General features: G+C 44.5%; 22 protein-coding genes, 3 tRNA genes, 2 rRNA genes and 2 pseudogenes (1 of these 29 running past the window's edge). 14 read left to right on the forward strand and 15 right to left on the reverse strand.

The features are described 5' to 3' along the window. The 3 genes from B5D77_RS11105 to B5D77_RS11115 form a co-directional block, all read right to left on the reverse strand. Positions 1 to 649, reverse strand: a 23S ribosomal RNA gene (locus B5D77_RS11105); it reaches 2,231 nt to the left of the window's first position. A 150-nt stretch (positions 650 to 799) separates the two neighbouring features. Continuing rightward, positions 800 to 873, reverse strand: a tRNA-Ile gene (locus B5D77_RS11110). A 131-nt stretch (positions 874 to 1,004) separates the two neighbouring features. Further along, positions 1,005 to 2,496, reverse strand: a 16S ribosomal RNA gene (locus B5D77_RS11115). Together the 16S and 23S rRNA genes with 1 tRNA gene alongside form the textbook arrangement of a ribosomal RNA operon. A gap of 438 nt (positions 2,497 to 2,934) precedes the next feature. Between B5D77_RS11115 and B5D77_RS11120 the strand changes: the two genes are divergently transcribed. After that, positions 2,935 to 3,960, forward strand: coding sequence for an ABC transporter permease (locus B5D77_RS11120; protein WP_008204302.1), 1,026 nt, complete (start codon positions 2,935 to 2,937; stop codon positions 3,958 to 3,960). A gap of 193 nt (positions 3,961 to 4,153) precedes the next feature. Here B5D77_RS11120 and B5D77_RS11125 read toward each other — a convergent pair whose 3' ends face one another. Then, positions 4,154 to 5,119 (reverse strand): IS4 family transposase, encoded by a 966-nt coding sequence (locus tag B5D77_RS11125; RefSeq protein ID WP_159036959.1) that lies wholly within the window; start codon positions 5,117 to 5,119, stop codon positions 4,154 to 4,156. A gap of 100 nt (positions 5,120 to 5,219) precedes the next feature. Next, positions 5,220 to 5,558, reverse strand: a complete 339-nt coding sequence (locus B5D77_RS11130; protein ID WP_157221776.1) for a hypothetical protein — start codon at positions 5,556 to 5,558, stop codon at positions 5,220 to 5,222. Positions 5,559 to 6,261: 703 nt separating this feature from the next. Here B5D77_RS11130 and B5D77_RS11135 point away from each other — a divergent pair. Then, entirely contained in the window at positions 6,262 to 7,278 is a 1,017-nt protein-coding gene (locus B5D77_RS11135) for an IS4 family transposase (RefSeq protein WP_106908743.1), read from the forward strand. 75 nt (positions 7,279 to 7,353) lie between these two features. Here the strand turns inward: B5D77_RS11135 and B5D77_RS11140 are convergent, their stop codons facing one another. Beyond that, the gene (locus tag B5D77_RS11140; RefSeq protein WP_008206849.1) at positions 7,354 to 8,271 is read right to left on the reverse strand and encodes a glycosyltransferase family 2 protein; all 918 of its coding nucleotides are present in this window, start codon (positions 8,269 to 8,271) and stop codon (positions 7,354 to 7,356) included. A gap of 260 nt (positions 8,272 to 8,531) precedes the next feature. Between B5D77_RS11140 and trpA the strand changes: the two genes are divergently transcribed. Further along, on the forward strand, positions 8,532 to 9,326 hold the full coding sequence (gene trpA, locus B5D77_RS11145; protein WP_106908834.1) for a tryptophan synthase subunit alpha: 795 nt from the start codon (positions 8,532 to 8,534) through the stop codon (positions 9,324 to 9,326). Between the two features lie 476 nt (positions 9,327 to 9,802). Here trpA and B5D77_RS11150 read toward each other — a convergent pair. After that, positions 9,803 to 11,016, reverse strand: a pseudogene (locus tag B5D77_RS11150) (ISL3 family transposase). 190 nt (positions 11,017 to 11,206) lie between these two features. On the opposite strand from B5D77_RS11150, the gene B5D77_RS28065 reads away from it, so the two are divergent. After that, complete coding sequence (locus B5D77_RS28065) at positions 11,207 to 11,389, forward strand: hypothetical protein (protein ID WP_306342943.1); 183 nt, start codon at positions 11,207 to 11,209, stop codon at positions 11,387 to 11,389. 376 nt (positions 11,390 to 11,765) lie between these two features. On the opposite strand, the gene B5D77_RS11155 is transcribed toward B5D77_RS28065, so the two are convergent. After that, positions 11,766 to 11,838: transfer RNA gene (locus tag B5D77_RS11155), tRNA-Arg, on the reverse strand. Positions 11,839 to 11,899: 61 nt separating this feature from the next. Between B5D77_RS11155 and surE the strand changes: the two genes are divergently transcribed. The 4 genes and pseudogenes from surE to B5D77_RS11175 all read left to right on the forward strand — a co-directional run bounded on the left by surE (position 11,900) and on the right by B5D77_RS11175 (position 14,224). Next, positions 11,900 to 12,712 (forward strand): 5'/3'-nucleotidase SurE, encoded by an 813-nt coding sequence (gene surE, locus B5D77_RS11160; RefSeq protein ID WP_008206857.1) that lies wholly within the window; start codon positions 11,900 to 11,902, stop codon positions 12,710 to 12,712. Positions 12,713 to 12,759: 47 nt separating this feature from the next. Further along, complete coding sequence (locus tag B5D77_RS11165; RefSeq protein WP_106908835.1) at positions 12,760 to 13,344, forward strand: DUF3727 domain-containing protein; 585 nt, start codon at positions 12,760 to 12,762, stop codon at positions 13,342 to 13,344. A gap of 135 nt (positions 13,345 to 13,479) precedes the next feature. Further along, positions 13,480 to 13,701 (forward strand): annotated as a pseudogene (locus tag B5D77_RS28070) (hypothetical protein). Between the two features lie 76 nt (positions 13,702 to 13,777). Next, positions 13,778 to 14,224 carry a hypothetical protein gene (locus B5D77_RS11175; RefSeq protein ID WP_008206860.1) on the forward strand — a complete coding sequence of 149 codons (447 nt, stop codon included), beginning with the start codon at positions 13,778 to 13,780 and terminating at the stop codon, positions 14,222 to 14,224. Between the two features lie 33 nt (positions 14,225 to 14,257). Here B5D77_RS11175 and B5D77_RS11180 read toward each other — a convergent pair whose 3' ends face one another. Then, the gene (locus B5D77_RS11180; RefSeq protein WP_002784899.1) at positions 14,258 to 14,569 is read right to left on the reverse strand and encodes a DUF4164 family protein; all 312 of its coding nucleotides are present in this window, start codon (positions 14,567 to 14,569) and stop codon (positions 14,258 to 14,260) included. A gap of 62 nt (positions 14,570 to 14,631) precedes the next feature. Beyond that, a complete protein-coding gene (locus tag B5D77_RS11185) occupies positions 14,632 to 14,862 on the reverse strand; it encodes a helix-turn-helix domain-containing protein (RefSeq protein ID WP_008206863.1) in 231 nt (76 codons plus the stop codon). Positions 14,863 to 15,240: 378 nt separating this feature from the next. Here B5D77_RS11185 and ldpA point away from each other — a divergent pair, with 378 nt between their 5' ends. From ldpA to B5D77_RS11200, 3 genes are all read left to right on the forward strand, one after another. After that, positions 15,241 to 16,242 (forward strand): circadian clock protein LdpA, encoded by a 1,002-nt coding sequence (gene ldpA / locus B5D77_RS11190; protein WP_106908836.1) that lies wholly within the window; start codon positions 15,241 to 15,243, stop codon positions 16,240 to 16,242. Positions 16,243 to 16,364: 122 nt separating this feature from the next. After that, complete coding sequence (locus tag B5D77_RS11195) at positions 16,365 to 18,110, forward strand: R3H domain-containing nucleic acid-binding protein (protein ID WP_008206867.1); 1,746 nt, start codon at positions 16,365 to 16,367, stop codon at positions 18,108 to 18,110. 11 nt (positions 18,111 to 18,121) lie between these two features. Continuing rightward, the gene (locus B5D77_RS11200; protein WP_172456673.1) at positions 18,122 to 19,549 is read left to right on the forward strand and encodes a hypothetical protein; all 1,428 of its coding nucleotides are present in this window, start codon (positions 18,122 to 18,124) and stop codon (positions 19,547 to 19,549) included. 244 nt (positions 19,550 to 19,793) lie between these two features. Here the strand turns inward: B5D77_RS11200 and B5D77_RS11205 are convergent, their stop codons facing one another. The 3 genes from B5D77_RS11205 to ndhL are packed head-to-tail and all read right to left on the reverse strand — an operon-like array spanning position 19,794 to position 20,792. After that, on the reverse strand, positions 19,794 to 20,222 hold the full coding sequence (locus tag B5D77_RS11205) for a RimK/LysX family protein (RefSeq protein ID WP_106908837.1): 429 nt from the start codon (positions 20,220 to 20,222) through the stop codon (positions 19,794 to 19,796). Positions 20,223 to 20,226: 4 nt separating this feature from the next. Continuing rightward, positions 20,227 to 20,532, reverse strand: a complete 306-nt coding sequence (locus B5D77_RS11210) for a DUF3007 family protein (RefSeq protein WP_002783731.1) — start codon at positions 20,530 to 20,532, stop codon at positions 20,227 to 20,229. Positions 20,533 to 20,552: 20 nt separating this feature from the next. After that, positions 20,553 to 20,792, reverse strand: coding sequence for an NAD(P)H-quinone oxidoreductase subunit L (ndhL, locus tag B5D77_RS11215; protein WP_002732218.1), 240 nt, complete (start codon positions 20,790 to 20,792; stop codon positions 20,553 to 20,555). A gap of 367 nt (positions 20,793 to 21,159) precedes the next feature. On the opposite strand from ndhL, the gene B5D77_RS11220 reads away from it, so the two are divergent. Further along, positions 21,160 to 21,245, forward strand: a tRNA-Leu gene (locus B5D77_RS11220). Positions 21,246 to 21,333: 88 nt separating this feature from the next. On the opposite strand, the gene B5D77_RS11225 is transcribed toward B5D77_RS11220, so the two are convergent. Both B5D77_RS11225 and queG read right to left on the reverse strand, forming a co-directional pair. Next, a complete protein-coding gene (locus B5D77_RS11225) occupies positions 21,334 to 21,972 on the reverse strand; it encodes an HAD-IA family hydrolase (RefSeq protein ID WP_008206874.1) in 639 nt (212 codons plus the stop codon). Then, positions 21,962 to 22,909, reverse strand: a complete 948-nt coding sequence (gene queG, locus B5D77_RS11230) for a tRNA epoxyqueuosine(34) reductase QueG (protein WP_008206875.1) — start codon at positions 22,907 to 22,909, stop codon at positions 21,962 to 21,964. Before queG ends, B5D77_RS11225 begins: the two co-directional genes overlap by 11 nt. Before the next feature lie 133 nt (positions 22,910 to 23,042). Between queG and B5D77_RS11235 the strand changes: the two genes are divergently transcribed. Together B5D77_RS11235 and B5D77_RS11240 are read left to right on the forward strand one after the other, a co-directional pair. Further along, entirely contained in the window at positions 23,043 to 23,528 is a 486-nt protein-coding gene (locus B5D77_RS11235; protein ID WP_008206876.1) for an orange carotenoid protein N-terminal domain-containing protein, read from the forward strand. Positions 23,529 to 23,832: 304 nt separating this feature from the next. Continuing rightward, on the forward strand, positions 23,833 to 24,531 hold the full coding sequence (locus B5D77_RS11240) for a DUF3782 domain-containing protein (protein WP_106908838.1): 699 nt from the start codon (positions 23,833 to 23,835) through the stop codon (positions 24,529 to 24,531). Positions 24,532 to 24,786 lie beyond the last annotated feature (255 nt).

Raw genomic sequence — 24,786 nt, forward strand, 5'->3', positions numbered from 1 at the left:
GGGGCTGTGGGGTCTTCCCCCTTCACCTGCCATAACCTGTAAGTCGCCGGCTCATTCTTCAACAGGCACACGGTCAGACGTTCAATCGTCCTCCCATTGCTTGTAGGCTAACGGTTTCATGTTCTATTTCACTCCCCTTCCGGGGTTCTTTTCACCTTTCCCTCGCGGTACTGTTTCTCTATCGGTCACACGGGAATATTTAGCCTTACCTCGTGGTCGAGGCAGATTCACACGGGATTTCACGTGCCCCATGCTACTCGGGATGCAGTTAAGCTGGTTCCTTTTTCGACTACAGGACTTTCACCTTCTCTGGTGCGGTTTTCAGCCGCTTCGTCTAAATTTCCCAGTCTTTTGTCACTGTCCCACGACCCCAAGTTCCGCAGAACTTGGTTTAGGCTGTTCCCTTTTCGCTCGCCGCTACTGGGGGAATCGCTGTTGCTTTCTTTTCCTCTGGCTACTAAGATGTTTCAGTTCACCAGGTTTGCTCGCTCCACCCTATGTATTCAGGTGGTCGTGTTTAGGGTTGCCCCATTCGGATATCTTCGGATCAATGCTTGCTTCCCGCTCCCCGAAGCGTTTCGTCGGTAACTACGTCCTTCTTCGCTTCCGTGTGCCTAGGTATCCACCGTTAGCCCTTATTAGCTTGACCTTGCGGTCTTCTTTTTTGGCTTTTTCACCTAGCTCTATGCAGTTTTCAAGGTTCCTCTGGACTCTTTACTCAGAGCCAGCATTCTCTCCTATATATAAATTAGGATAAGGTGCTGATTCCTCGCTTCTTTTTTTTTGCCACCTGTGTAGGTGGGCCATCCTGGACTCGAACCAGGGACCTCACCCTTATCAGGGGTGCGCTCTAACCACCTGAGCTAATAGCCCTTGTTCCTGATTCAGGTCTTTTATGAACCCAGAACCTAGTTTGAAAGCCTCATGCCTCGCTCCGACCTTTTGGGATTGATTCTTGGTAGCGACTACTTTTTTTCGTCCCATACCTGAATTAGGTCTCCCTTTAAGGAGGTGATCCAGCCACACCTTCCGGTACGGCTACCTTGTTACGACTTCACCCCAGTCACTAGCCCTGCCTTAGGCATCCCCCTCCTTGCGGTTGAGGTAATGACTTCGGGCGTGACCAGCTTCCATGGTGTGACGGGCGGTGTGTACAAGGCCCGGGAACGTATTCACCGCCGTATGCTGACCGGCGATTACTAGCGATTCCTCCTTCATGCAGGCGAGTTGCAGACTGCAATCTGAACTGAGGCCGGGTTTGCTGGGATTCGCTGGCTCTCGCGAGTATCGCTGCCCATTGTCACCGACCATTGTAGTCACGTGTGTAGCCCTGGACGTAAGGGCCATGAGGACTTGACGTCATCCCCACCTTCCTCCGGCTTGTCACCGGCAGTCTCCTTAGAGTGCCCAACTTAATGCTGGCAACTAAGAACGAGGGTTGCGCTCGTTGCGGGACTTAACCCAACATCTCACGACACGAGCTGACGACAGCCATGCAGCACCTGTGTTCGCGCTCCCGAAGGCACCCCCAGCTTTCACCAGGGTTCGCGACATGTCAAGTCTTGGTAAGGTTCTTCGCGTTGCATCGAATTAAACCACATGCTCCACCGCTTGTGCGGGCCCCCGTCAATTCCTTTGAGTTTCACACTTGCGTGCGTACTCCCCAGGCGGGATACTTAACGCGTTAGCTTCGGCACGGCTCGGGTCGATACAAGCCACGCCTAGTATCCATCGTTTACGGCTAGGACTACAGGGGTATCTAATCCCTTTCGCTCCCCTAGCTTTCGTCCCTGAGTGTCAGATACAGCCCAGTAGCACGCTTTCGCCACCGATGTTCTTCCCAATCTCTACGCATTTCACCGCTACACTGGGAATTCCTGCTACCCCTACTGCTCTCTAGTCTGCCAGTTTCCACCGCCTTTAGGTCGTTAAGCAACCTGATTTGACGGCAGACTTGGCTGACCACCTGCGGACGCTTTACGCCCAATAATTCCGGATAACGCTTGCCTCCCCCGTATTACCGCGGCTGCTGGCACGGAGTTAGCCGAGGCTGATTCCTCAAGTACCGTCAGAACTTCTTCCTTGAGAAAAGAGGTTTACAATCCAAAGACCTTCCTCCCTCACGCGGCGTTGCTGCGTCAGGCTTTCGCCCATTGCGGAATATTCCCCACTGCTGCCTCCCGTAGGAGTCTGGGCCGTGTCTCAGTCCCAGTGTGGCTGATCATCCTCTCAGACCAGCTACTGATCGTCGCCTTGGTAGGCCTTTACCCCACCAACTAGCTAATCAGACGCAAGCTCTTCTTCAGGCCAATTAGGTTTCACCTTGCGGCATATCGGGTATTAGCAGTCGTTTCCAACTGTTGTCCCCGTCCTGAAGTTAGATTCTTACGCGTTACTCACCCGTCCGCCACTAGAATCCGAAGATTCCCGTTCGACTTGCATGTGTTAGGCACGCCGCCAGCGTTCATCCTGAGCCAGGATCAAACTCTCCATGATGAATCGTTTGATTCTTTGACTTTTTTTGGTTTCCCCCTTGCGGGTTTCACCGTTTTGTTATAGAATTGCTTCTAAACGAGGCTGTTTTACTTGGCTTTCAAACTATTGTTTTGTCTAGGTTCCAGCGTCGTTTGTTTCGCTTCGCTTTCGCTTCGCTTCAACCGCGCATTTACCAATGTATCTAACTTCCCCAGGTTTGTCAACCCCTTTTGGCAAAATTTTTTGATCTTTTTTCTATCCCTTGCTACGTAAGCCTTTCAGCTTTTAAGCTTTTTGGGTAGTCCCTTGAACAGAACTGGCGGTGCGGATATTTTAGTTTATTTGTACTAAATATTTTTCCCTATTTAATTTTTAATTTTTTATTCACTACTTCTCGATCGCTGGGTCGATTTTGGGGTATGGTTCCTTGAGAATCTATTTTCTGATCGGAAAGCCCTCATGTCTCGCCGCGCTGCTTTACAATCCTATTTACTGGTGCGTTTACTCCTAGCTCCCTTGATGTTATGGACGATCGTGACGGTGGTTTTTCTGCTGATGCGTGTTGCTCCTGGTGATCCCACGGATGCGATTTTAGGCAACCGCGCCCCTGAAAGTGCCAAAAATGCCCTAAGAGAACAGTTAGGACTGAATAAACCCCTATTTTTCCAGTACCTAGACTATATTTTCAATCTAATGCGCCTCAATTTAGGAGACTCTTTAACCAGTAAGGGGGTGACGGTATGGGAGATTATCGCTAAACATTTTCCAGCGACGGTGGAACTAACTTTTTATGGAATGCTGATTGCAGTGATAGTGGGAGTCGGATTGGGAATTATCACCGCTTCCCGTCCGAATACACCCTTAGATGCGGGGGGACGTTTATTTGGACTGATAACCTATTCCTTGCCGATTTTTTGGGTGGGAATGCTCTTACAGCTAATTTTTGCGGTACAGTTGCGCTGGTTTCCCTTGGGGACTCGTTTTCCTTTGAGTGAAACTCCCCCCCAGACAATTACGGGTTTATACACCCTTGATAGTCTGATGACTCTACAACTAGATAAGTTGCCTATAGCTTTGTATTATCTAGTCTTACCTAGTTTTACTCTCGGCATTCTTTTGAGTGGAATTTTTGAACGAATGGTGCGAGTTAATCTGAAACAAACTTTGCAAGCGGACTATGTAGATGCGGCAAAAGCGAGAGGAATACCAGAAAAAACGATTATGATCGCCCATGCGCTAAAAAATGCCCTAATTCCCGTAATTACTGTCTTAGGATTAACTTTTGCGGCTCTTTTAGGTGGTGCAGTCTTGACAGAAGTTACTTTTTCTTGGCCGGGTTTGGGAAATCAGTTATATCGGGCGATTTCTCTGCGTGATTACCCAACAGTGCAGGGATTAATGGCTTTTTTTGCGACAATAGTGGTTTTTGCCAGTATTTTGATCGATTTAATCAATGCTTACATTGATCCTCGCATCCGTTATTAATCAGGGAGAGGGAATTATGAATTATCAATTATGAAGTGGGGAGAGGGGAGAGGGTAATTCGAGCATTTGTACTAATACGATTTTTCTTTCATTCGTAGCAGCCATAACTGGGTGCATCTTATATTTGTGATTTTCTCTCACATATTGGTGAGCAGCAGAAGTTGTTCAAAGAGGGCGAATGCAATCATTGGTGTCAACTTAAGGGAAGAGGTTCCCATATTTGTCGATGGAGAGCCTCTTTCTCTCGATGTCGCTGACGTTCAGCTTTAATCAGTCCAAAAAGTTGAGCGCGTTCGGCTAAATAGCTGATTACATCTGGGTTTTCGCCCCTCCAGAAAGCCTTCGCTACATAGTAAAGGCTTCTAAAAACCATCTCGACAGAAATTTTTTCTTGCGGCTGATGGAGAGCTACAGCCACATCTTGAACTATCTGAATGAGAACAGTATAGAAAATCAAGGTAGTGAGAATTTGGATTTGTACGCCGTTAGTGTGTCCAACCCATAAATAGGCCAGTCCTAAGAGTCGCTTGGTTAAGAGAAAAGCTTCTTCTATCTGCCATCTTCTTCTAGACAAATCACAAACTTCTTCAGCGGATAGTTGTTCAGAATCAAGCACGTTTGTCAAATAATCATACCAAGTATTTCCCCAAAGAACTGAGACTAATCTGACGGTCGAATGGCAAGGATTAGAGCGATACTGACCGAGGGTAATAATCTCATCTCGGTAAAGTTTTCCTGCGGACAAAACTTGCTTTATTTGGTAAGATGTTTTTCCCCTCATGCGGGTAAGAAAATATTTTCCTTCCTCAGTAAATTGGTCAAACCACGGAAAACTAAAAAAGCCTAGGTCAACGACTAGCAGGCCTGATGTAGGTAGCTCATTTATTAATTGTTCTGCCCATACTTTATCGTTACATTTCTCATTTTTCTGATACCATACTGTCACAGGTACTTGCGTAAATGCCTCAACAATCATCATTATTCTTCCAGCCAATTTCCCAGATTCCTTCTCGGAAGCTTTCAGCCTTTTCCTCAGCTGCTCTAGGGTTGAGCCATCGGCTATCCAAATAACACTGAATTTTTCTCTCACCTTTTGCCATTTTGAAGCTATGCTAATTTTACCTGACAGGGGGACAAGACCTCTCAAAGCATTGTCCACAAAGGTTTTGAGGCTCCTCAGTTACAAACAGATACATCGCTTTCAGCCAAAAAGCTAACGAGAGAATCAGGGATTTGGGCGAGCTTACTAGAAATCTTTATCAACAACGGGGGGTGAGCTGCATCGAACTTTTTCGCTCGAACACCCCAAAAAGCTTGTGCTGTAAGGAGTTCAGCCAGCTTGTCCCCCTGTCAGTAATTTTACCTGACATTTCTTTTCTTTTTTCTAAAATATTTCTCAGCAGCAATACAAAGATTTCCGTAGGTAAGCTCATCAATCTTTTGGATACAGCTTGCTTACTTACTTTTAGAGGTTCTACCCAGAGTAATCCTTCCTCTTTTAAGACTCTTACAGCTTCACTTAATCCCGCTATCTGACGATAGACTAAGCTTACCAATAAGGCGACCACCACGGGTAAGGTTAATAATCTATCTCTCATGATTTTTTCATGATTTCCTCGCATATATTTTAGCGGCGTAAATAATCTTGGCTCTAGATATTTTTTAAGTTCTTCTATTACTTGTGGGATTTCTGGGCTTGGGCATTGATGTGGTCGCCGCAAATCTGGATTCCCCTGTTTTCTCGGTCGTTGCTTAGAGCGCTTTTTCACTGACCCACCTCTGACTTCTCCGCCTTATTTTACCATTTTTTACTTCCTTCCTCTTGGATAATCAGCTACTTTTTATAATTAAGCTTCTTGCTTAAGTTGACACGAATGGAATGCAATTCGCCCCTACAATAATATTATTGCGCCAATGGTAGGGGCGCACCGTGGTCAGCCAGTTGATCGAAAATTGAGATGTACTGGGCATAACCATCTCTGTCATTAGACCTCTTGCAAAAGTCTTAAGTCGATCCTTGTACAGCAACATTTTTGAAGATTATCAACTACTAATAAATAATTAACTGAAAGTCCCTCCCATTATTGTTTCTATCGTTGGTTTTCGGATTTTTGCAAGAGGTCTATTACTTTTGAAAAATGGATCGGGATTGTTTTTTGTTTCTAGGTTATTTTTAGGTCATTACTGACTGATTAATAATGATTGAATGCAGAAGTGTTGAACGTGGAAAAAAGTGGTACAAAATTTGATATTATAGATAAGAAAACAAAGTAAATGTACACCAATAAATGTGAATAAGCCATGCTAACAATTTTCCCAAAACTAATGAAAGAGCTTCTCAAGCCACTCCCCAAAAATGACTATCCCGCATTAAGTACATTTACTTTTGTGTCCTGTTGGATAGGTTTTGCGCTGGATAAAAGTATCGTCAGCATGAGAGACTTAAGCGCACGCCTGAAAATGCAAGGAATTAATGTCAATACGTCAACGTTTTCTAAGGCGAGTAAAATCCGAGAGACAGAACCATTTGAGAAAATCATCAATAAATTAAATAAAAGTTTAGTAAACAAAAAAGGAAAAGAAGCAGCTCAAGCTTTATTTCCAATTGACTCGACAATAATCTCACTGACAAGTAAACTGTTATGGACAAAAGGATGGCATCAAGTAAAATTATTTTGTGGAATAAATAGTATCACCACAGAAGTGGGGGGAATTGTGATCAATTTTGGTCAAGGACATGACTCTAAAGAAGGGGAAAAAACTATAGAAGAAATTCCTGTAAATGGAGTTGGGGTAATGGACAGAGGCTTTTCTTCTAATGAAAGAATCAGAAAATTATTAGAGAAAAAAGACAAGCACTTTGTTTTAAGGGTAAAAAATGATATGAAGCTAGAAATGCTGGAAAATGGTCAGAGCAAGCTAGGAGCAGAAAAAAGAAAAGTAGAGGTAAGAATCGTTGAGTTTTGTGATCTAGAAAGTAAAAGTGAATTTCGGATAGCGACAGACTTACCGTTAGAAGGAGAAGGGGGGGTAAGTAATGAGGAAATTGCCGAAATGTATCGACAAAGATGGCAAATAGAACTTCTTTGGAAGTTCTTAAAAATGCACCTAAAGCTTGACCGCTTAATCACAAAAAACGAGAAAGGAATTCGGATACAAATTTATAGCTGTATCATCGCTTATTTAATTTTGCAGCTAATAGATATTGAAGAAGTATTTGGCAAAAGCTTATTAGATAAATTGCGCTATTTACAGAGTTTTATGTGTCAACATATCAGCTATGTACACTGGTTTAGGAAAATTGTCTATTCAATCTGAAAAATGGCGTTCTGGGGTTGTCATGTTCTTAAATGTAAAGTTTTGTTACGAGATTCAACATTTCTGGATTGAATGCTAATCGACTTTTCCTTTCAGGGAGACAAAATCAGACCTTTGGGAATTACTATTGTTACCATTTTGCTGGGGATGAAAAGTATTTCTTGCTTCGGTAGGAGTGGGTAAACCCTGTTTCATTTCCGCTACTTTTAAGAGGATCAAATACTCATAAAAAGCTTGCAGAGTACACCAAGCAAAACCAGCTTTACCATCGAGAATTCCCGCCAAGATAAAATACATATAAAACCAACGAAGTAGGGGACGGAAAGGCAATCTTAGAGATAAATCTTTTAAAGCTCTCCGTCTATCTACTTCGGTTTGACCAAAAAATAAATTTTTCCAACTAACATCACCGTTAGCCAACTGATGTAGAGTTTCTGCCGCTTCATCGCTAGAATAACGATTATGTTTTTCAATCCAACGACTTAAACCTTTACTACAGGTATAGTGGGGATAGGTTTCTTGTAAAAAAGAAGTTTTTCCCTGACATTCTTCCCTTTCCGTGTGACCATAATCGCTAAACCAGACTTGATCTTTTCTAAATAGACGCATTTGATAACGAGGATACTGGGTGCTGCGACGGATCCACGTCCCCATAAACATAACTCTTTCGGCCACATAAAAACCAGTAAATTCTTTCTGTTGAGTGGCGCGCAGACATTCTGCGTAGAGTGGAGGTGTCATCCGTTCATCTGCTTCGAGAATATAAACCCAATCGTATTTAGTCTCGATATTTTCTAGCATCCAAGTTCTTTGTTTACCGTGGCTCTCGAATTGATGCTGAATCACGCGGACTGGATAACGAGAAGCGATCTCAACAGTGCGATCGCTACTGTAGGAGTCAACCACAATCACATCATCGGATAGAAGTGCCGATTCTACGCAGGCGGCAATATCAATTTCTTCGTTATGGGTGAGAATGTAAATGGAAAACATAGATATATGGTGTTTGATTATACGAAACCCGATCAGGCGGTAGTCCTATTGTCTACCAGAAAAAGCGGAATGAAAACCAGTTTATAGAAGAGATTTTCTCAAAACTATCAGACTGCGCTTATTCTACCCTTGATCGCCCTTTTGTCAATATTCCTTAAGTATTACTTGAAAAATTCCTTACCTGAGCTTGCGGCGACCAGCAAGGAGCTATTCCCCGCCATGAGATAATAGACGGTGCTTTATGTCTCCAGTAATTTTCGATGACTGCTGTTTCCGAGTGTTTTCGTTCTCTCCGTTCCCAGGGGAATTGTGCCTTGATTCCCTTTATTACTGCCGGTGATCCCGATTTATCTACTACTGCCCAAGCTTTACGCATTTTAGACCGGGCAGGGGCCGATCTGATCGAATTGGGGGTTCCCTATTCCGATCCTCTTGCGGATGGTCCGGTTATTCAAGCGGCGGCCACCCGCGCTTTAAATCGGGGTGTCAAGTTGGAGGATGTGCTAGAAATCGTCAAAAATGCGCAGGGAGAGGTGAAAGCTCCCATTATTCTCTTTACTTACTATAATCCCATCTATCATCGCGGGATAGATGTCTTTTTAGACCAAATTAAAGCAGCAGGGGTGAGTGGTTTGGTGGTTCCCGATTTACCACTAGAGGAAGCGGAAAGTTTGCTACAACCGGCTGCCGCTAAGGGAATTGAAGTGATTTTATTGGTAGCACCTACCAGTCCCCCGGAACGAATACAAGCGATCGCCCTGCAATCTCAAGGTTTTATTTATCTGGTTAGTGTCACGGGAGTGACGGGAATGCGGAACCAAGTGGCCACCAGAGTGGAGGAATTGCTCGATTCTATCCGTTCTGTCACCGATAAACCCGTGGGGGTAGGATTTGGCATTTCCGACCCGACACAGGCGCTACAGGTGAAAAACTGGGGTGCTGATGCGGTAATTGTCGGCAGTGCCATGGTTAAACGTCTGGCCGATAATTCCCCTGGCGATGGTTTAAAATCCCTTGAAGAATTCTGCCGCAGTTTAAAACAGGCGATTCAGTGAGGGGTTAGAGGTTCTTCTAAGGGAATTCTGGCTGCGGGGCGATCAAGGTATCATACTAAATCCAGTTATTAAAGACTGATTATTTATTTCCCCTTTTGCCTTTTCCCTGCTGTTTTTTGCCTGTCCTGATATGTAGCCTATACTAGACCTCTTGCATAGATCCGAAAACAAACGATAGAAACAATAATGGGAGGGACTTTCAGTTAATTATTTATTAGTAGTTGATAATCTTCAAAAATGTTGCTGTACAAGGATCGACTTAAGACTTTTGCAAGAGGTCTACTCAACGGATTTAGTATAATCTCTCTCGGACTGCCTTTTCCGCTGGGTTTAACGCTTGGTGGTGACAGTAGCGATTGTTCCCCTAAAAGAGCATTGTATCTTCTTCTACGGGTGGCGCTCACGAATAAAATTGGTGCGTTACGACCGATTGTTGATTTTAGTTTTTTGGGTTCTTCGTTACTCTTTATGCTAAATCAAAAGACAAGATGCCAAGACAACATACTTCTAACCCAAAAATTCCGAAAGTTTCTCAAGCCATAGCCTCTCCGTTTTATTAGTTTAAGTTTATTGTTGATTCCCTCGACCACCCCATTCGTTGTCCTTCGCTCGAAATAACTAATTATTTCTCCAAACCAGTTTCGGATTGTTTGACAACTCTTGGTAAAAACACTGGAAGATTTTGCCAACTATTCCGTGATGGATAGCAGTCCTTCTGTCGGATTCTTTGAGGTTTCGTAAATCTTTCTAAATTCTTCTTTTAATTGCTGCATTTTTTCAAATTTGGGAAAGTTTCTTTGATAGCTTCTAGTTTAATTTTTTGGATTTCCGTTAAATCTTTTTCATTTTTTAACAAGCTATATTTACTTCGCTTTAAAACTTCTAGCTTCGCTTCTTTTTCCGCTTTCTGTTTTTTATTTTTCTGCGCTTCTACCGCTCTTTTTTCTGCTCTTCTCTGTTCGTCTAACTCTTGATTAATTTGTTTCATTACATGGAATCTATCAGCGACTACCTCGGCCGATGGCATCAATTCTTTCACCAGATTTTTATAGGGCAACCAAAGGTCTATGCTCACTTCTTCAATTTGCTCTAACACCTCTTTTCCCCACCCCGTAAGCGTTTCCCTCAACTCTTCTTGTGTTCGCTTCTCTAGAATAGCTATTAGTTTTCCCGTATCTAAATTTACTAAAACTGCACAGTAATTTTTTTGCCCTTTGACTAGAGCGATTTCATCAATTCCTAGTCTTTTTAATTCCGATAGGTCTGGCTCTGTAATTTGTTCGGCGATGTCCTCTAGCATTCTTTGAATCTCTTCTTCTGTTACGTCATTTCTTCGGCTAACATTTAAAATATCTCCTTCTTTTAATTGTTCGAGTATATTCTCGGCTAGTCTTTTCGTATAGGTTCGTTTCTTGGCGACAAAATCTAACTCTTCGCTAAAGGGTTTCTGACAGTTATTGCACTTAAATTGACGACGATTAACTTGTAGGTACACTGGTTGGCCTGAGAGCGGTAAATCTTTGACTAAATGTCGATGATTTTGGTGGAGCTTATCGCTCTCTAACCCACAACAAGGACAGGACGCTTTTTTATTTTTCGATTCGATTCGGAAAACTATACCGATATTTTCTAGGTGTCGATAGCCTTGAATACAGGTTCCTTCTAGGTTCAAAAATTTGTCAAGTATCATAAGTAAAATAATCTCGTTTTTGGCAATTATATTAAATCTTAACTCGATTGTCTATCTTTTGGTATTAACCTATTTGTGCCTTAAGTCTTTCCCTGTATGGATTTCAGCTACTTTTGAGCGTAGGTGCTCTCATCGAATTTTATTTTAAGTTAATTAGGGTTTGCTGAAAAAACTTTTCGGTGGTGGCAGGGTGTGGGGGGCAGGGTGTGGGGTGTGGGGTTTTATCGATTTTCAGGTGGTCAACTACCTAATTTTCAGGGAAAAAGTACCTGAATTTTCCCCCCGATCCCCGCAATGGCTGGCACTTTTTGAGGGGAAAAAAGTCCAAAAGTCTTATCCAACAAGGTTTTTAGATTTATTCAGCAGACCCTAATTATTTGCATAACAATTTCTGAAGAGCCCAAAAACCTTGCATTATCCTTCTTTTAGTACACACATTGGTACAAAAAAAGAGGACAACAAAGCCTGAAACGACCGGCTCCTGACTCCTTACTCCTAACCCCACCAACAAACTTTTTCAGCAAACCCTACTTATCAGTTATCAGCTTCTGAAAGCAAGGAACAGCAAAAAGAATCTGGCCATTCTCCTACCTAAAAAGAAGGTTAGAAACTAAGTAGATCAAAGCTTGTAGCTTAAGCAATGAAAGTTTTCCCCCACAGGGGAGTTGCAATGATACTAAATCCCCTTAAAATGTAGGGGCGAGCGGGGAGCAGCAGAACTGGGGGAATACCGACCCCTGATTTCTGAACGAGTACGGAGGGAGTCGAACCCCCGACACCCAGGACCGGAACCTGGTGCTCTATCCTCTGAGCTACGTACCCACAATCAAATAAAATACTATCATATTATACCACTAGCCGACGCAGTAGATCAGAAATTCCTATGACTAGCGATCGCCCCTTAAAACTACTGATTAGTAATGATGACGGCATTTCCGCCCTAGGAGTCCGCACCCTTGCCAACACCCTCGCTGCCGTCGGTCATCAAATCACCGTAGTTTGTCCCGACGGCGAGCGTTCTGCTACTGGTCATGGCTTAACCCTACACCATCCCATCCGGGCCGAACAGGTGGAAGGAATTTTTCATCCCGATGTGATTGCTTGGTCCTGCTCGGGAACTCCCGCCGATTCGGTGAAATTTGCCCTTAGTGCCGTCCTGAAAGAGCGTCCCGATTTAGTTTTAGCCGGCATTAACCATGGATCTAATCTCGGCACCGATATCCTCTATTCTGGCACGGTTTCCGCAGCCATGGAGGGCTTAATCGAAGGTATTCCCAGTATTGCTTTTAGTCTGGCTAGTTTTCAAGCCTGTGATTTCCAACCGGCCGCCGATTTTGCCCTCACTTTAGTCAGAAAAGTTGCCCTTAACCCTTTTCCTGTTCCCACTTTACTCAATGTCAATGTCCCTCCGGTCAGTAGTGCCGAAATCAAGGGGGTGAAAATCACTAGGCAAGGATTGCGACGCTACGAAGAAACCTTCGAGAAAAGACTGGATCCTAGGGGTAAAAGTTATTACTGGTTAATTGGGGAAGTGGTGGAAGATATCGAACAACCGGACTACAGCCATTTACCCCCAGAAGTGCCTACAGATGTGCGCGCTATCAGCGAGAATTTTATCACCATCACGCCCCTACAATACAATTTAACTGATGTGCAAGGCTTCCAACATTTGCACCGAAATTCTTGGTTTGATTGAGGATCATCTCATGATATTCTGATTCAATCAGTAGCGTTTGAGAGCCTATGTCCCCATCTCAATTTAATTTTCAAGAAAACGAACTCGAAGAAGCGGATATCATAACCCTCTGGGATGAGCAAGGTCGATCGCTGGACTGTTATATTGAGAATGCCTATGAAACCGATGATCTCACCTATATGCTTCTTATCCCCGTCGATACCCCGGTGATGATTCTTGCTTGGGATGAGGAATCGGAGGAAGAAGAATCCGATGCCTTCTTAATCGAAGATAGCGAGGAAATCGAGCGGGTTTTTGCCGATGCTAAAGCGGTTTTAGCAGAATTAGACCTATTGCTCAAGTCCACTGCTCACACCTTAACTGTTAGTGGTGAATTACCGCCCCTGGAAGAAGATAATGTTCTCAGTTTAGAAATTGATGGCGATGAACCCTCCTCGTCATCAGAGCCGGAAGAATTGCAATTTCTCGCCAGTTTCTTTTCGGAAGACCAAAAATACTCGATTTACACTCCCCTAGCTCCTTTGTTATTCTTAGCCGTCGGTGACGGGGAAGGGAAAGTGGAATTAGTTTCCCCCGATGATGACGGTATGGGACCTATTCTAGAGGAACTTTTGTTTGATGAACTCGAATAATTACACGATCTTACCAAATCCGCCTGGCAAAATTTTTGATCAATCTAGTCACAGTATATCTTTCGGGATTTTATAAGTAAAGAGAGGGGCAAGCGGAACCCATCAGCTAAATCTTCGCTGCCATCCCCATATTTTATGGATAAAGATACTCGATTCGCCATTTTACTCATTGGCATCCCCTTTCTAGGACTAGCTTACTGTGGCTTGATTTTTGCCGTGATGATTTATTGGGTCTAGGCCTGGGAACATCCCGTAACCATGGCCACTTTTTTTGTCCTTGCTCCTTCTTTGATTTCTGCCTCTATTTGGCTGTTAGCTTCCTATAAAGCCCGTCAAAAGCGGCGTTTGGGTTTATAGTTGAATGTAGAGGCCGATGGCATTCGTTCAAGAAGAATCAATAGGATAAAAAATGACCGCTTACATTTAAAAACGTATGATTAAATTTTTATCATCGACTGTCCTGATTGCCGCACAACTAACAGCGATCGCGCCTAGTGCTGTCTCCCAACCTTACACATTAACAGGATCGATCGAGGTTTGGGAAGGGTTGCGAGTGCTTACTTCTGTGCCTTCTGGTCAACGCTGGCAATACGGTAATCTTTGTGCAACTGATCGAGCTTTTAAAGATATCTATGATGGGCAGTCAGTCGTGATTAGAAATGCTAACGATACCATCGTGGCGATCGGTAAACTAGGAGAAGGGAGATTTAATCAAAGTCAAGATTCTTCGTTGTGGACTTGCACATTTAAATTTTCCGTACCTAATGTACCAGAATCACCTTTTTACACTATATCGGTCGGGGGAAGAAAACCGATCGCCTTAACCCTTGAAGACCTAAAAGCAAGGAACTGGATTTTAGAATTTACATTAAGTCTTTAGTGTCAACCGCGGCCTAAACGACAGCGATCGCTGTCAGGGATTGGGTAAAAAACCAAAAAGTTTAGCAGCCCCTCCTAAAATGGCGACAACTAGGGCGATAAAAATTCCCCGGTTGGTAAATTCCTGATAAGCAACCCGTGTCGTTAGTCCTTTAATTTCTGTAGTTAGTCGCTCATCTAAAGCTTTAATGTCCCCTCTGATCTCCGATTGTCCTATTTCTACTTTGGTTAACCGTTCATCGATTTTGTCGAATTTTTGATTGACATCTCTTTGTAGGGAGTCTATTTTCCCCTCGATCCTTGTCAGAACAGCTTCTAGGGAATAAGTAACGGTTTCGTTAGCCATTTTCTGTCTCCTATATTTTCTTTAATTGCGATCGCTGGTGAGATTGGGGATACCTAGATATGTCAGTTGTCTCGATATGGTGCGATCGCTCCAGCTAGTTGTGCAAGTGAGCAGTTAAGGGATTGACATAGCTTTAATGTTTGAGATGGGTTCATTCTCGGTTCCCTGTAGCCTGTTTCCCAATTGCTTACGGTTTGCACTGTCACACCTAACCGTTCCGCTAGTTTTCTTTGAGTTAACCCAGCGTTCTCCCGTAATTTCTGCATACGCTGTCCTAGTTCCCTATCCGTCACTATATCTCAAAAATCATCTAAAAATACTGTTGACATTATATAACTATCATTATACATCAAGAATATAAAGAAAGACGACCGCCCTTCGGTGACTTACTGGTAAAAAGACAATGAAGTTGTTGAGTAAATCGGTTTTACTTACCGTTTGTGGCTTAGTATGTCCAAAAAGAATCAATAATCAGTCTTTAGTCAGAATCAGAGCAGCACAGGGCTGACATTTAGCAGCAAAAATAAATTCAGAACGATTTTGCGCCGTTTCAGCGATCACTAAAATTGTTAAGAATTGTACAACCCTCTTGTTATAAGGCTTTTTATGTCATGAAACCTTAAAATGAGAATTGCTGGACATTTAGGGGCTGGGCGCGATAGGATGAAAAAGTGCTAGATAAAAACTCCCCTCCCTTACAGTCCTTAGTGGCGGGTCACTGGTTCAAGCTCATCTGTGGAGCTAGTTACCAAGATTTGCCCACGATTCGCAACCTCGCCCTGGCCTATACTATCGCCGGGGCCGATTGTATTGATGTGGCTGCCGATCGAGCCGTGATCCTTGCGGCCCGCGAAGGCATGGAAACCGCTGCCAAAATCGCCGGATTCCCCCCCAATCAACGACCTTGGTTAATGGTCAGTCTCAATGACGGGGAAGATCCCCACTTTCGCAAAGCTGTCTTTAACCCGCAAATCTGTCCGGTCGATTGTCCCCGTCCCTGCGAAAAAATCTGTCCCGCTTATGCTATTGATCGGGGGGGAGTGATTGAACAGCGCTGTTATGGTTGCGGTCGCTGCTTACCCGTTTGTCCAGAGCAGATAATCGAGACAAGATCCCGTGTCTGTCAACCCGCAGAAATTATCCCCTTAATTATCGAAATGGGAGTAGATGCGATCGAAATTCATACCCAAGTCGGACACGGAGAGGAATTTGCTCGACTCTGGCAAGCGATCGCACCTTTAACGAAAAACCTAAAAATCCTGGCCATAAGTTGCCAAGATCACGAATATATCATTAATTACCTCCACTATCTGCAAGAAACTATTTCACCCCTAAGCTGTCCTCTGATTTGGCAGACGGACGGCCGACCGATGAGCGGCGATATCGGCAAAGGAACCACCCACCCGGCCATTAATATGGCCAAAAAAGTTCTTTCCAGCAATCTAGCTGGATTTGTGCAGTTAGCTGGGGGAACCAATGACCACACCGTGACCAAATTAGAGCAACTGGGACTGAGAGAAAAAATCGCTGGTATTGCCTATGGAAGTTACGCCCGTTCATTGATTTTGCCAATTTTAGAGCATTTAGACCAGCCTAACCTTGAAAATGACCCCCAAGCTTACCAAGAAGCCCTTAAAGCCGCTTCTATGGGGGTTGCTCAATTAAAAGCCTAGCCTTGGTCAACAAACTATAATATTTTTTTAATTGACAACTAACCGGTAAATGTGTTAGACCCCAAGAAAATCTTGGAAATCAAAACAGCCAATTATCGCCAAAACCTTTTACTATTAATTTAATGCCAGAAACCCTACCCTCCTCTCGGATGCCAGTGACCGACGACTTAAACAAACTCTTGGCAATTCTACCTGCTCGAATTCGCGGCAAGATCGAGGAACACCCGCGGCAGCATCAACTGATCGAAGTAGTTATGGATTTGGGACGCATACCAGAAGCGCGTTTTCCCGATGGGGCGATCGATCTGGGGGACGAACCGATCTCAAAAGAAGAAATCCAGTATTCGATCGCCCGGGTGGGCAGTTTTAGCGGCGATAATCGCGCCGGGATTGAACGCACCCTGCACCGCATCAGTGCCATTCGCAATCGAGACGGGGAAATTATCGGTTTAACCTGTCGTATTGGTCGGGCTGTTTTCGGTACGATCACCCTAATTAACGACCTAGTGGAAACTGGTAAATCCCTGCTGCTGCTCGGTCGTCCGGGGGTGGGGAAAACCACGGCCTTGCGGGAAATAGCTCGAGTTTTAGCCGATGACCTCAATAAACGGGTAGTGATTATCGACACCTCCAACGAAATCGCTGGAGATGGAGATATTCCCCATCCGGCCATCGGTCGCGCTCGTCGGATGCAGGTGGCCCGTCCGGAATTGCAGCATCAAGTCATGATCGAAGCGGTGGAAAACCATATGCCGGAGGTAATCGTGATTGATGAGATCGGTACGGAATTAGAAGCTCTGGCCGCTCGCACGATCGCCGAACGCGGGGTGCAGTTAGTGGGAACCGCCCACGGCAATCAACTGGAAAATTTAATTAAAAACCCGACTTTATCGGATTTAGTCGGGGGAATTCAAGCAGTAACTCTCGGAGACGAAGAAGCGCGCCGCCGGGGTTCTCAGAAAACCGTTTTAGAACGCAAAGCACCCCCCACCTTTGACATTGCCATCGAAATGTTGGAACGTCAGCGCTGGGTCATTCACGAGGACGTATCCACCACTATCGACCAACTGCTGCGGGGACGGGAAGCAATTGCCCAAATCCGTTGGGTGGACGAGGAGGGAAAAGTACAGGTCGCTCAGGAAGAGCCAAAACCGGAAAAGTTGACCCCTTTGCGCGGCAATTATCTGCCAGAAATGGATAAACCCAAGGGATGGCGGGCCGATGGCCGGATGACTCCCGTGGCCCGTTTCCCTGCCGGACCGCTCAACCGGGAAAACGATTTCGATCGCCTCCTCGAACAATCCTGGCTACAGGAGGAACTAGAAACGGAAAAAGTCCGCATCCCCGGTCCCAATGGGGAAGATTGGCCAGTTTATGTCTATCCCTACGGAGTCAGTCGCGCCCCGATCGAACAGGTAGTACAGGCCCTAGATTTGCCGATCATGTTGACCAAAGATTTACAGGGGGCCGACGCGGTGCTAGCCCTGCGTTCCCACGTTAAAAATCAGTCAAAATTGCGTCAAATTGCCAAAGTAAGACAAATTCCCATCCACGGCATCAAATCCAATACCCTGCCCCAAATCTCTCGCGGTTTAAAGCGGATTTTGGGCATTGATGACCCGATGAATCAGGAGGGCGCGGATCTGCGTTTATTTGCCCGCAGCGGTAGCGATGACGAGATCGAAGCTCTGGAGGAGGCCCGGTTAGCGGTGGAACAAATCGTTATTCCTACTGGTCAACCGGTGGAGTTACTGCCGCGATCGGCGAAAGTGCGGAAAATGCAGCACGAATTGGTGGAACATTACCGTCTCCAATCCGATAGCTTCGGAGAGGAACCGAATCGCCGTATTCGCATCTATCCAGCTTAGGAGTCGGGAATTTGAAGCGACGAACGCTAATTATTATGGGTACGGGGGCGGCGATCGGTGGGGTGGCCTCCCTGATTATCCATCGTCCCCGATCGGCGGCGGAATTACGGGACAAAATGCCCCTGGCTGCAAGAATTAAGCTCTGTCTCGATCTGGCTAGGACGAAACTAACCACGACGATCGACTATCTCGATAGTTATGCCTATCTTGGCATTGTTTATCCCTATTTTACCCATCCAGAGCCATCGGGTTTGAATTTCTTCAATTGGCGACGGAGGCTCAATAGTCCCACGCCAGGCACTTGGAAGCTAGAAAACGCCGATTTTTGGGCGGCTGGGGCTTTTCCTGCTTTGTTATGGAAAATGGCTGATTTAGAATCAGACCCTATGTATGGCGGCTTTTGGGCAGCTGCTGCGAAAAAATGGGGCGATCCCTTAAAAGAAGCCAGTTTGAAGAACAAAGACGTCGGTCTTAATAATTTACTGGTGTTTGCTCCTTGGTTTGAGTCAGGGCAGGGCAAGGAAAAACAGCAAGCTTTAGAGATAACTTTACGAGGGGCCAGACAACTAGCCCAACCTTTTCAGGATGGCAAGGGGAGTTATCACAGCGATATCGGGACTTTTGGCTGGTTACGCAAGGCCGATCGCACCGATCAGCAAGAACATTGGCAGGTTTTTATCGACCATACGATCAATATAGAACAACTGCTCTGGGCAAGTCTCCACAATCCTGACCCCAAGGAAGCAAAGGATTGGCAAGAAAAGGCCCTTTCCCACATCCGCACCCTTAGCCGCACCTTTGGGGCTAACCGTCGCCCGGGTAAAACGGGAACTTGGCAAAGAGGGTATTTTGATCAAAATGTCAACTCTCCCACCTATAGAAATTTCTTATTTAATGAGGGGAAACAGGGCTGGCGCGATGATAGCACTTGGTCTCGGGGTCAAGCTTGGTTTATTTATAGTGCCACGACGGCCTATATTTACACCAGCGATGCGGAAATGTTAACCATTGCCAAGGATGCCATTAATTATTATCTGGACAATTTGCCCGATCGCTGGCCCGGTGGACAAAGACGCGCTGGAGATTTTATCCCCCCTTGGGATTTTGATTATGCCTTGCAAAAAAATGCCGCTACGGAAAGGGATTCTTCGGCAGCGGCCATCGCAGTGTCGGGGATGATTCGCTTATTAAAGGCTTTACCCAGCAATGATCCTAGTTATGGAACCTATCGAGAGGCGATCGATAATACTCTCTTGAATTTGACTTCTTTTGCCTATTTTCCCGACGAAACCGCCCCAGAGATGAGTCTATTGCGTCATGGTTGTTATCATCATCCCGCCGCAATTCAACCCGGCCAAATCTATGATACCGGTTTAATTTGGGGAGACCTCTTTTTTATAAATGCTTTGGCTGAATACCAAGATTTACCCGCTACTTAGGGTTGGCTGAATAAATCTAAAAACCTTGTTGGATTATATCTTTAGATTTTTTTGAAATCCAAAAGTGCCTGGCCTGGGAGTGATCAGGGGGAAAATTCAGGTACTTTTTCCCTGAAAATTAGGTAGTTGACCACCTGAAAATCGGTAAAACCCTACACCCACCCTGCCCCCCCGATGTCGGGGGGGTTGGGGGCCACACCCTGCCACCACCGAAAAACTTTTTGCCGCAAACCCTAAATATAACTTAACTCAGTAAAAAAGACTGATTCGGATGGACAAGAAAGCCTTTTTTCAAGGCCTCTCGTCCTAATAACATCCGAAAACCCATGACATCGCGATTAGTCAAGGTTAATTCGATCGCCCATTGATGACCGCCTAGTAATACACTTGTTCTAATTACTGGACGTAGTTGACTTTGACCCCCGGAATTTTTTACCCGTCGCCATTCGAGGATTTCTGCGGTGGTGGTGACAGTGTGGCGACTATCTTTTTGGTAGGGATGCACTTGAAAGCGCAGCAAACTGCGATCGCCATCGGGAAAACGATGTAGATGAAAAGCGTGTAGGGACGAGGAGCGAGCGCCTGTATCAATCTTGGCTTTAATTTTGGTAATGCCTAAATCAGGTAAATCTAGCCATTCTCGCCAACCAATGATGATTTTATCGGGTTTCATCTATCTATTTAGTTTTTTCCTCTTCGATTTCCCGCTGCATTTGGGCGATTTCTTCAGGAGTCATCGCTTCCAGGCGTTTTTTAAAGACGGCATCTTCGTAATCCTTGCGCTGTTTGCCGTAGGTCATATTATCGGTGGCGACTCGAAACAGATAGGTAAAAATCCAACCGATGACACCACCCACCAACACCGCTTGACTCCAAATTCCCGCCGAAGCACTATCTAAACCGGTTTTTTGCAGGACAATGTAGAGGATGCCGCCCATAGCAAACATCCCTATACCGATCCCGATGACATCTATGCGTCTCATGGGTTTTTTTGGTTGATAACTTAAGCTTTGAGGGTACGACGTTGGGGACGGAAGTTAAGGAAAGGACTTAACAACAACATACCGGGGAAGAAAAAGCTCATCAGAAAGTACATAAACCCTCTTTCCCAAGAAGATGCCACATACCAGCGCGTATTGAGGTAGTAGTAGATAACGGCGGGAATGACGAGCAAATACAAGACACTGAGAGATAGGTAGATCAGGGCGATGATAATGGTTTCTTGCGTCAGAATTGATTGCATAAGGATATATTTTTCTCAATAGCTGTCGGCGAACGGCAATTCACCTGCTAATTATTTTACCCTGTCTTTCCCCTTTTGTGGCGATCGAATTGGCAGGCTAAAATAATGGCTCTTCGTTACTTGTTATGGTTCGATAGGGGGGCATAAATCGACTAAATCCTTATCTGGCAAACGATTTAACTGATTAGCTCGCTCTAGATCAAAAACAATTGACAAAAATCGTCCAATGTCTTTCTCTATAAGGGTTCCATCTCTTATAACCCCCGTCCATTACATAACACAAACCGAAGAACCAAAATAATTTACTGAAAATACTCTTGCTAATTAAATCATTTATGATATGATAAAAAATTGTCGGTCAAATAACGGGGGCGTGGCGGAATGGTAGACGCTACGGACTTAAAATCCGTTGAGCCTTATAAGCTCGTGAGAGTTCGAGTCTCTCTGCCCCCATCCATCGAAAGTCTATATTTAAACTGAGTATTGGGTATTTTAGTACAAATGCCCAGACTTCCTCTCCCTGCCCCCAGAAAAAACTTTTTCAGCCAGCCCTATCTAAAATATCCAATAATTCTAGGGGATGATGAATAAGATGATCGGGGTTAAATTGAGTGAGAATTTGAGGGGAATTAAAGCCCCAAGCGACTGCCACCACTTGCACTTGACTTTTTTGGGCAGCAGTAATATCCCTAGTTTCATCGCCGACATAAATCATTTCATCGGGACAGAATTTATTTTGTCGGAGCAGGCGATTGAGAATTTTGTGTTTGCCGAATAAAGGCGTTCCCGAACAGATAAAATCAAATAAATTTAAGAGTTGATTATTACCTAAAAATATGGTGACATTTTCTTTGGTATTAGAAGTTATGATTCCTAATCTATAGCCTCTTGCTTTAAGAGTGGCGAGGCAGTGATGCCAGCCATGGAAGGGTTTCAGACATTCAATTTGTTTATTTAATTCTCGTTTAACTCGATGGAGTAAAAAAGGGATTTTAACGAGGGAAACTTGGGATTGTTTAACAATTTCTTGGGAACTAAGGTTTTTTAGTCTGGCCAAATCTTCCTCGTTGATGGGTTGATAACCAAAATTTTTAGCCAAACGATTGACAATCTCCACGAAGGTATCGTGGGTATCGGCGATAGTACCATCAAAATCGAACAGGACTACTTTAATTGTCATCTTGTGCGGGGTTAAGGGAATGAGCTAAATTAGCTTGGGCATTACGTCGCCACTGCTGGGGTTTAATCCGACGTAGGGCTGACGAGATGAAACGACGATCCCACTCCTCTATAGTTAGATTAGCTAATTCATCCAACCTTGGCGAGAGGTTTTCGGGACGAGGTTGAAAATCCTCCACGTCGGTAACTTGGGCAAAACGTTGATTCCAAGGACAGACATCTTGACAGATATCGCAGCCGGCTACCCAACCTTGTAAATTCTTGGCAATTTCTGTAGGCAAAGTGACAGCACGATTTTCGATAGTATGATAAGCAATACAGCGATTAGCATCCACCACATAGGGACTAACTATTGCTTGGGTGGGACAAGCGCTTAAACAACGGCTACAGGTGCCACAATGGGCGCTATGGGGTCGATCGGGTTCTAAAGGTAAATTAGTTAATATTTCGGACAAAAACACCCAACTGCCGTAATTGCGGGTAATTAAGTTGCCATTCTTGGCAATCCAGCCGATCCCTGCTCTTTGCGCCCAAACTTTATCCTGTACAGGTCCCGTATCCACATAGTAACGGGTTTGAATTTGCTCCCCCTGACTTTCTAACCATTGACTGAGGGCTTTTAATTTTTTACTTAATACTTTGTGATAATCCCTTCCCCAAGCATAACGAGAAATTTTGCCGTGGTTTTGTTCTTGACTCTGTTGCTGGGGGGTGTAGTAGTTAATGGCAAGACAAATTAGCGATCGCACTTCTGGCCAAAGAGTTTTGATATCCTGTCGTTTCGGGTTAGTCATCCAATCCATATCAGCGTGATAACCCCGCTCTAACCAGCTTTTTAGATGGGATACCGCCGAGTCTTGGCTGTCCACAGAGGCAATACCGACCCCATGGAAGCCCAACTCTAGCGCTTTTTCTTTGATTTGTGTTTCTGTCACCATAGAAATATCTTAAGTCAAGTATTTGTAACAATTATTTGCAATCCTAAATTTTTTGTTACATAATAGGCAGGTAAAGAGATAAGGCAGTAAGCAGGTCTCTAAATTAAATGAACAATCACCTCTGAGGCTTATTATGGTTTACACTGCATCTGCATTCAACACTTTGGCGCTCGATGTTCCTAGCACCACCGCTCAATACAAAAGTTTGAACACCGATGATAAACTAGCCGTTCTCTGGTTCGCCTATACGGAAATGGGTCGCTCTATTACCCCCGCCGCACCGGGAGCCGCTCGTTTACAATTTGCCGAGGGACTACTGAGCCAAATTAAAGCCATGTCCCACTCTGAACAATTAGAAACCATGCGCGATTTGGTTAAAAAAGTCAGCAATCCGATTACCCGCTCCTACGGTGTTCTCAGTGTTAACACCAAACTAGCTTTCTGGTATCAATTAGCGGAAATGATGAAGGAAGGAACTGTGGTTCCCGTCCCCGCTAACTACAAAATGACTCGCGAGGCAAATATCGTCCTCACCGCTCTGCAAAGACTGGACTTTAGCCAACAAATCACCGTTTTACGCAATGCTGTAGTGGACATGGGTGTAGATCCTCTTGCCTAGTTTTTCAACTCATCTTTATCTTTAATTTTGACCAAACAACTACCTTGATCCATAACTCCTAGCCGAGAGGTTAGGGGTTGTTTTTTATCGAGAGCAGTTATCTTCATGGTGAGGTAGGAAGTCTCCGATTTTAGGGAACGCCGGAACTGCGGAACAGTAGCTGGTCGATGCCCAATACCGTCATACTTGATCTTGAGGAGAACCGCTGTAACTATTGACTTGCTGAATTAACACCCGTCCCCAAAATGACTTGTACTTTGGTAGTACAATTATATTAAACTAAGAAAGATTAAAACAAATAACCATGTCTCAACCGATTACCATCGAAGATATCTATAAACTTTTCGAGAAAACTAACGAAAAGTTTGAACAATCACGCCAAGAATACGATCGCCGGGCTGCTGAAGCTAAGGCCGAAGCCGATCGCCGGGCTGCTGAAGCCAAGGCCGAAGCCGATCGCCGGGTCGCCGAAGCCAAGGCCGAAGCCGATCGCTGGGCCGCCGAAGCCGATCGCCGGGCTGCTGAAGCCGATCGCCGTTTAGCCAAGCTAGAGAAAACAGTGGCTAATACCAGTCGTGCTGTGGATAGTTTAACCACTCGCTGGGGAAGATTTGTCGAGGAATTAGTCGAACCTGCTGTTATTAGCCTATTTCGTGCCAAAGGTATCGATGTCAAAGAAACCTACAGTCGTGCCAGGGTAAAACGGCAAGGAATAGCCATGGAGATTGACATTTTAGCCGTCGATGAAACCGAGGTAGTTTTAGTAGAATGTAAGTCTCGTTTATCGAAAGATGATGTCAACGAGTTTTTAGAAAAATTAAGTCGATTTAAACAAGCATTTCCCCATTATAAAAACTATCAAGCTTATGGTGCAGTGGCGGGAATAGAAATAGATGAAGGAGTAGATCGTTATGCCTATAAACAAGGTTTATTTGTAATTAAACCATCGGGAGAAACGGTAGAAATCATTAATGATTCTGGTTTCGAGCCTAAATTATGGTAGGAGAAAGATGGTTCCTTCATCTAGCAAAGTATTGGCGGGAGGTCTAATTTTTACAACCTAGCACTAGACTAACTTATGGATAGGATGCACGATTAGTATTCATATTTTGATTCAGCAAAGCATAATTAATTTTTGAGGATTCAAAAACGGCAAAAATAAGGATTAAATTGCATAAAATCTGTGAATAGACCATTATTATTCATTCTCAATTCTCCCGACTACTGATGACCGACTCCTAACCCTAACAACAATTTT

Origin of the sequence: Microcystis sp. MC19 (genome assembly GCF_003019735.1) — a bacterium.
Taxonomy (GTDB): domain Bacteria; phylum Cyanobacteriota; class Cyanobacteriia; order Cyanobacteriales; family Microcystaceae; genus Microcystis.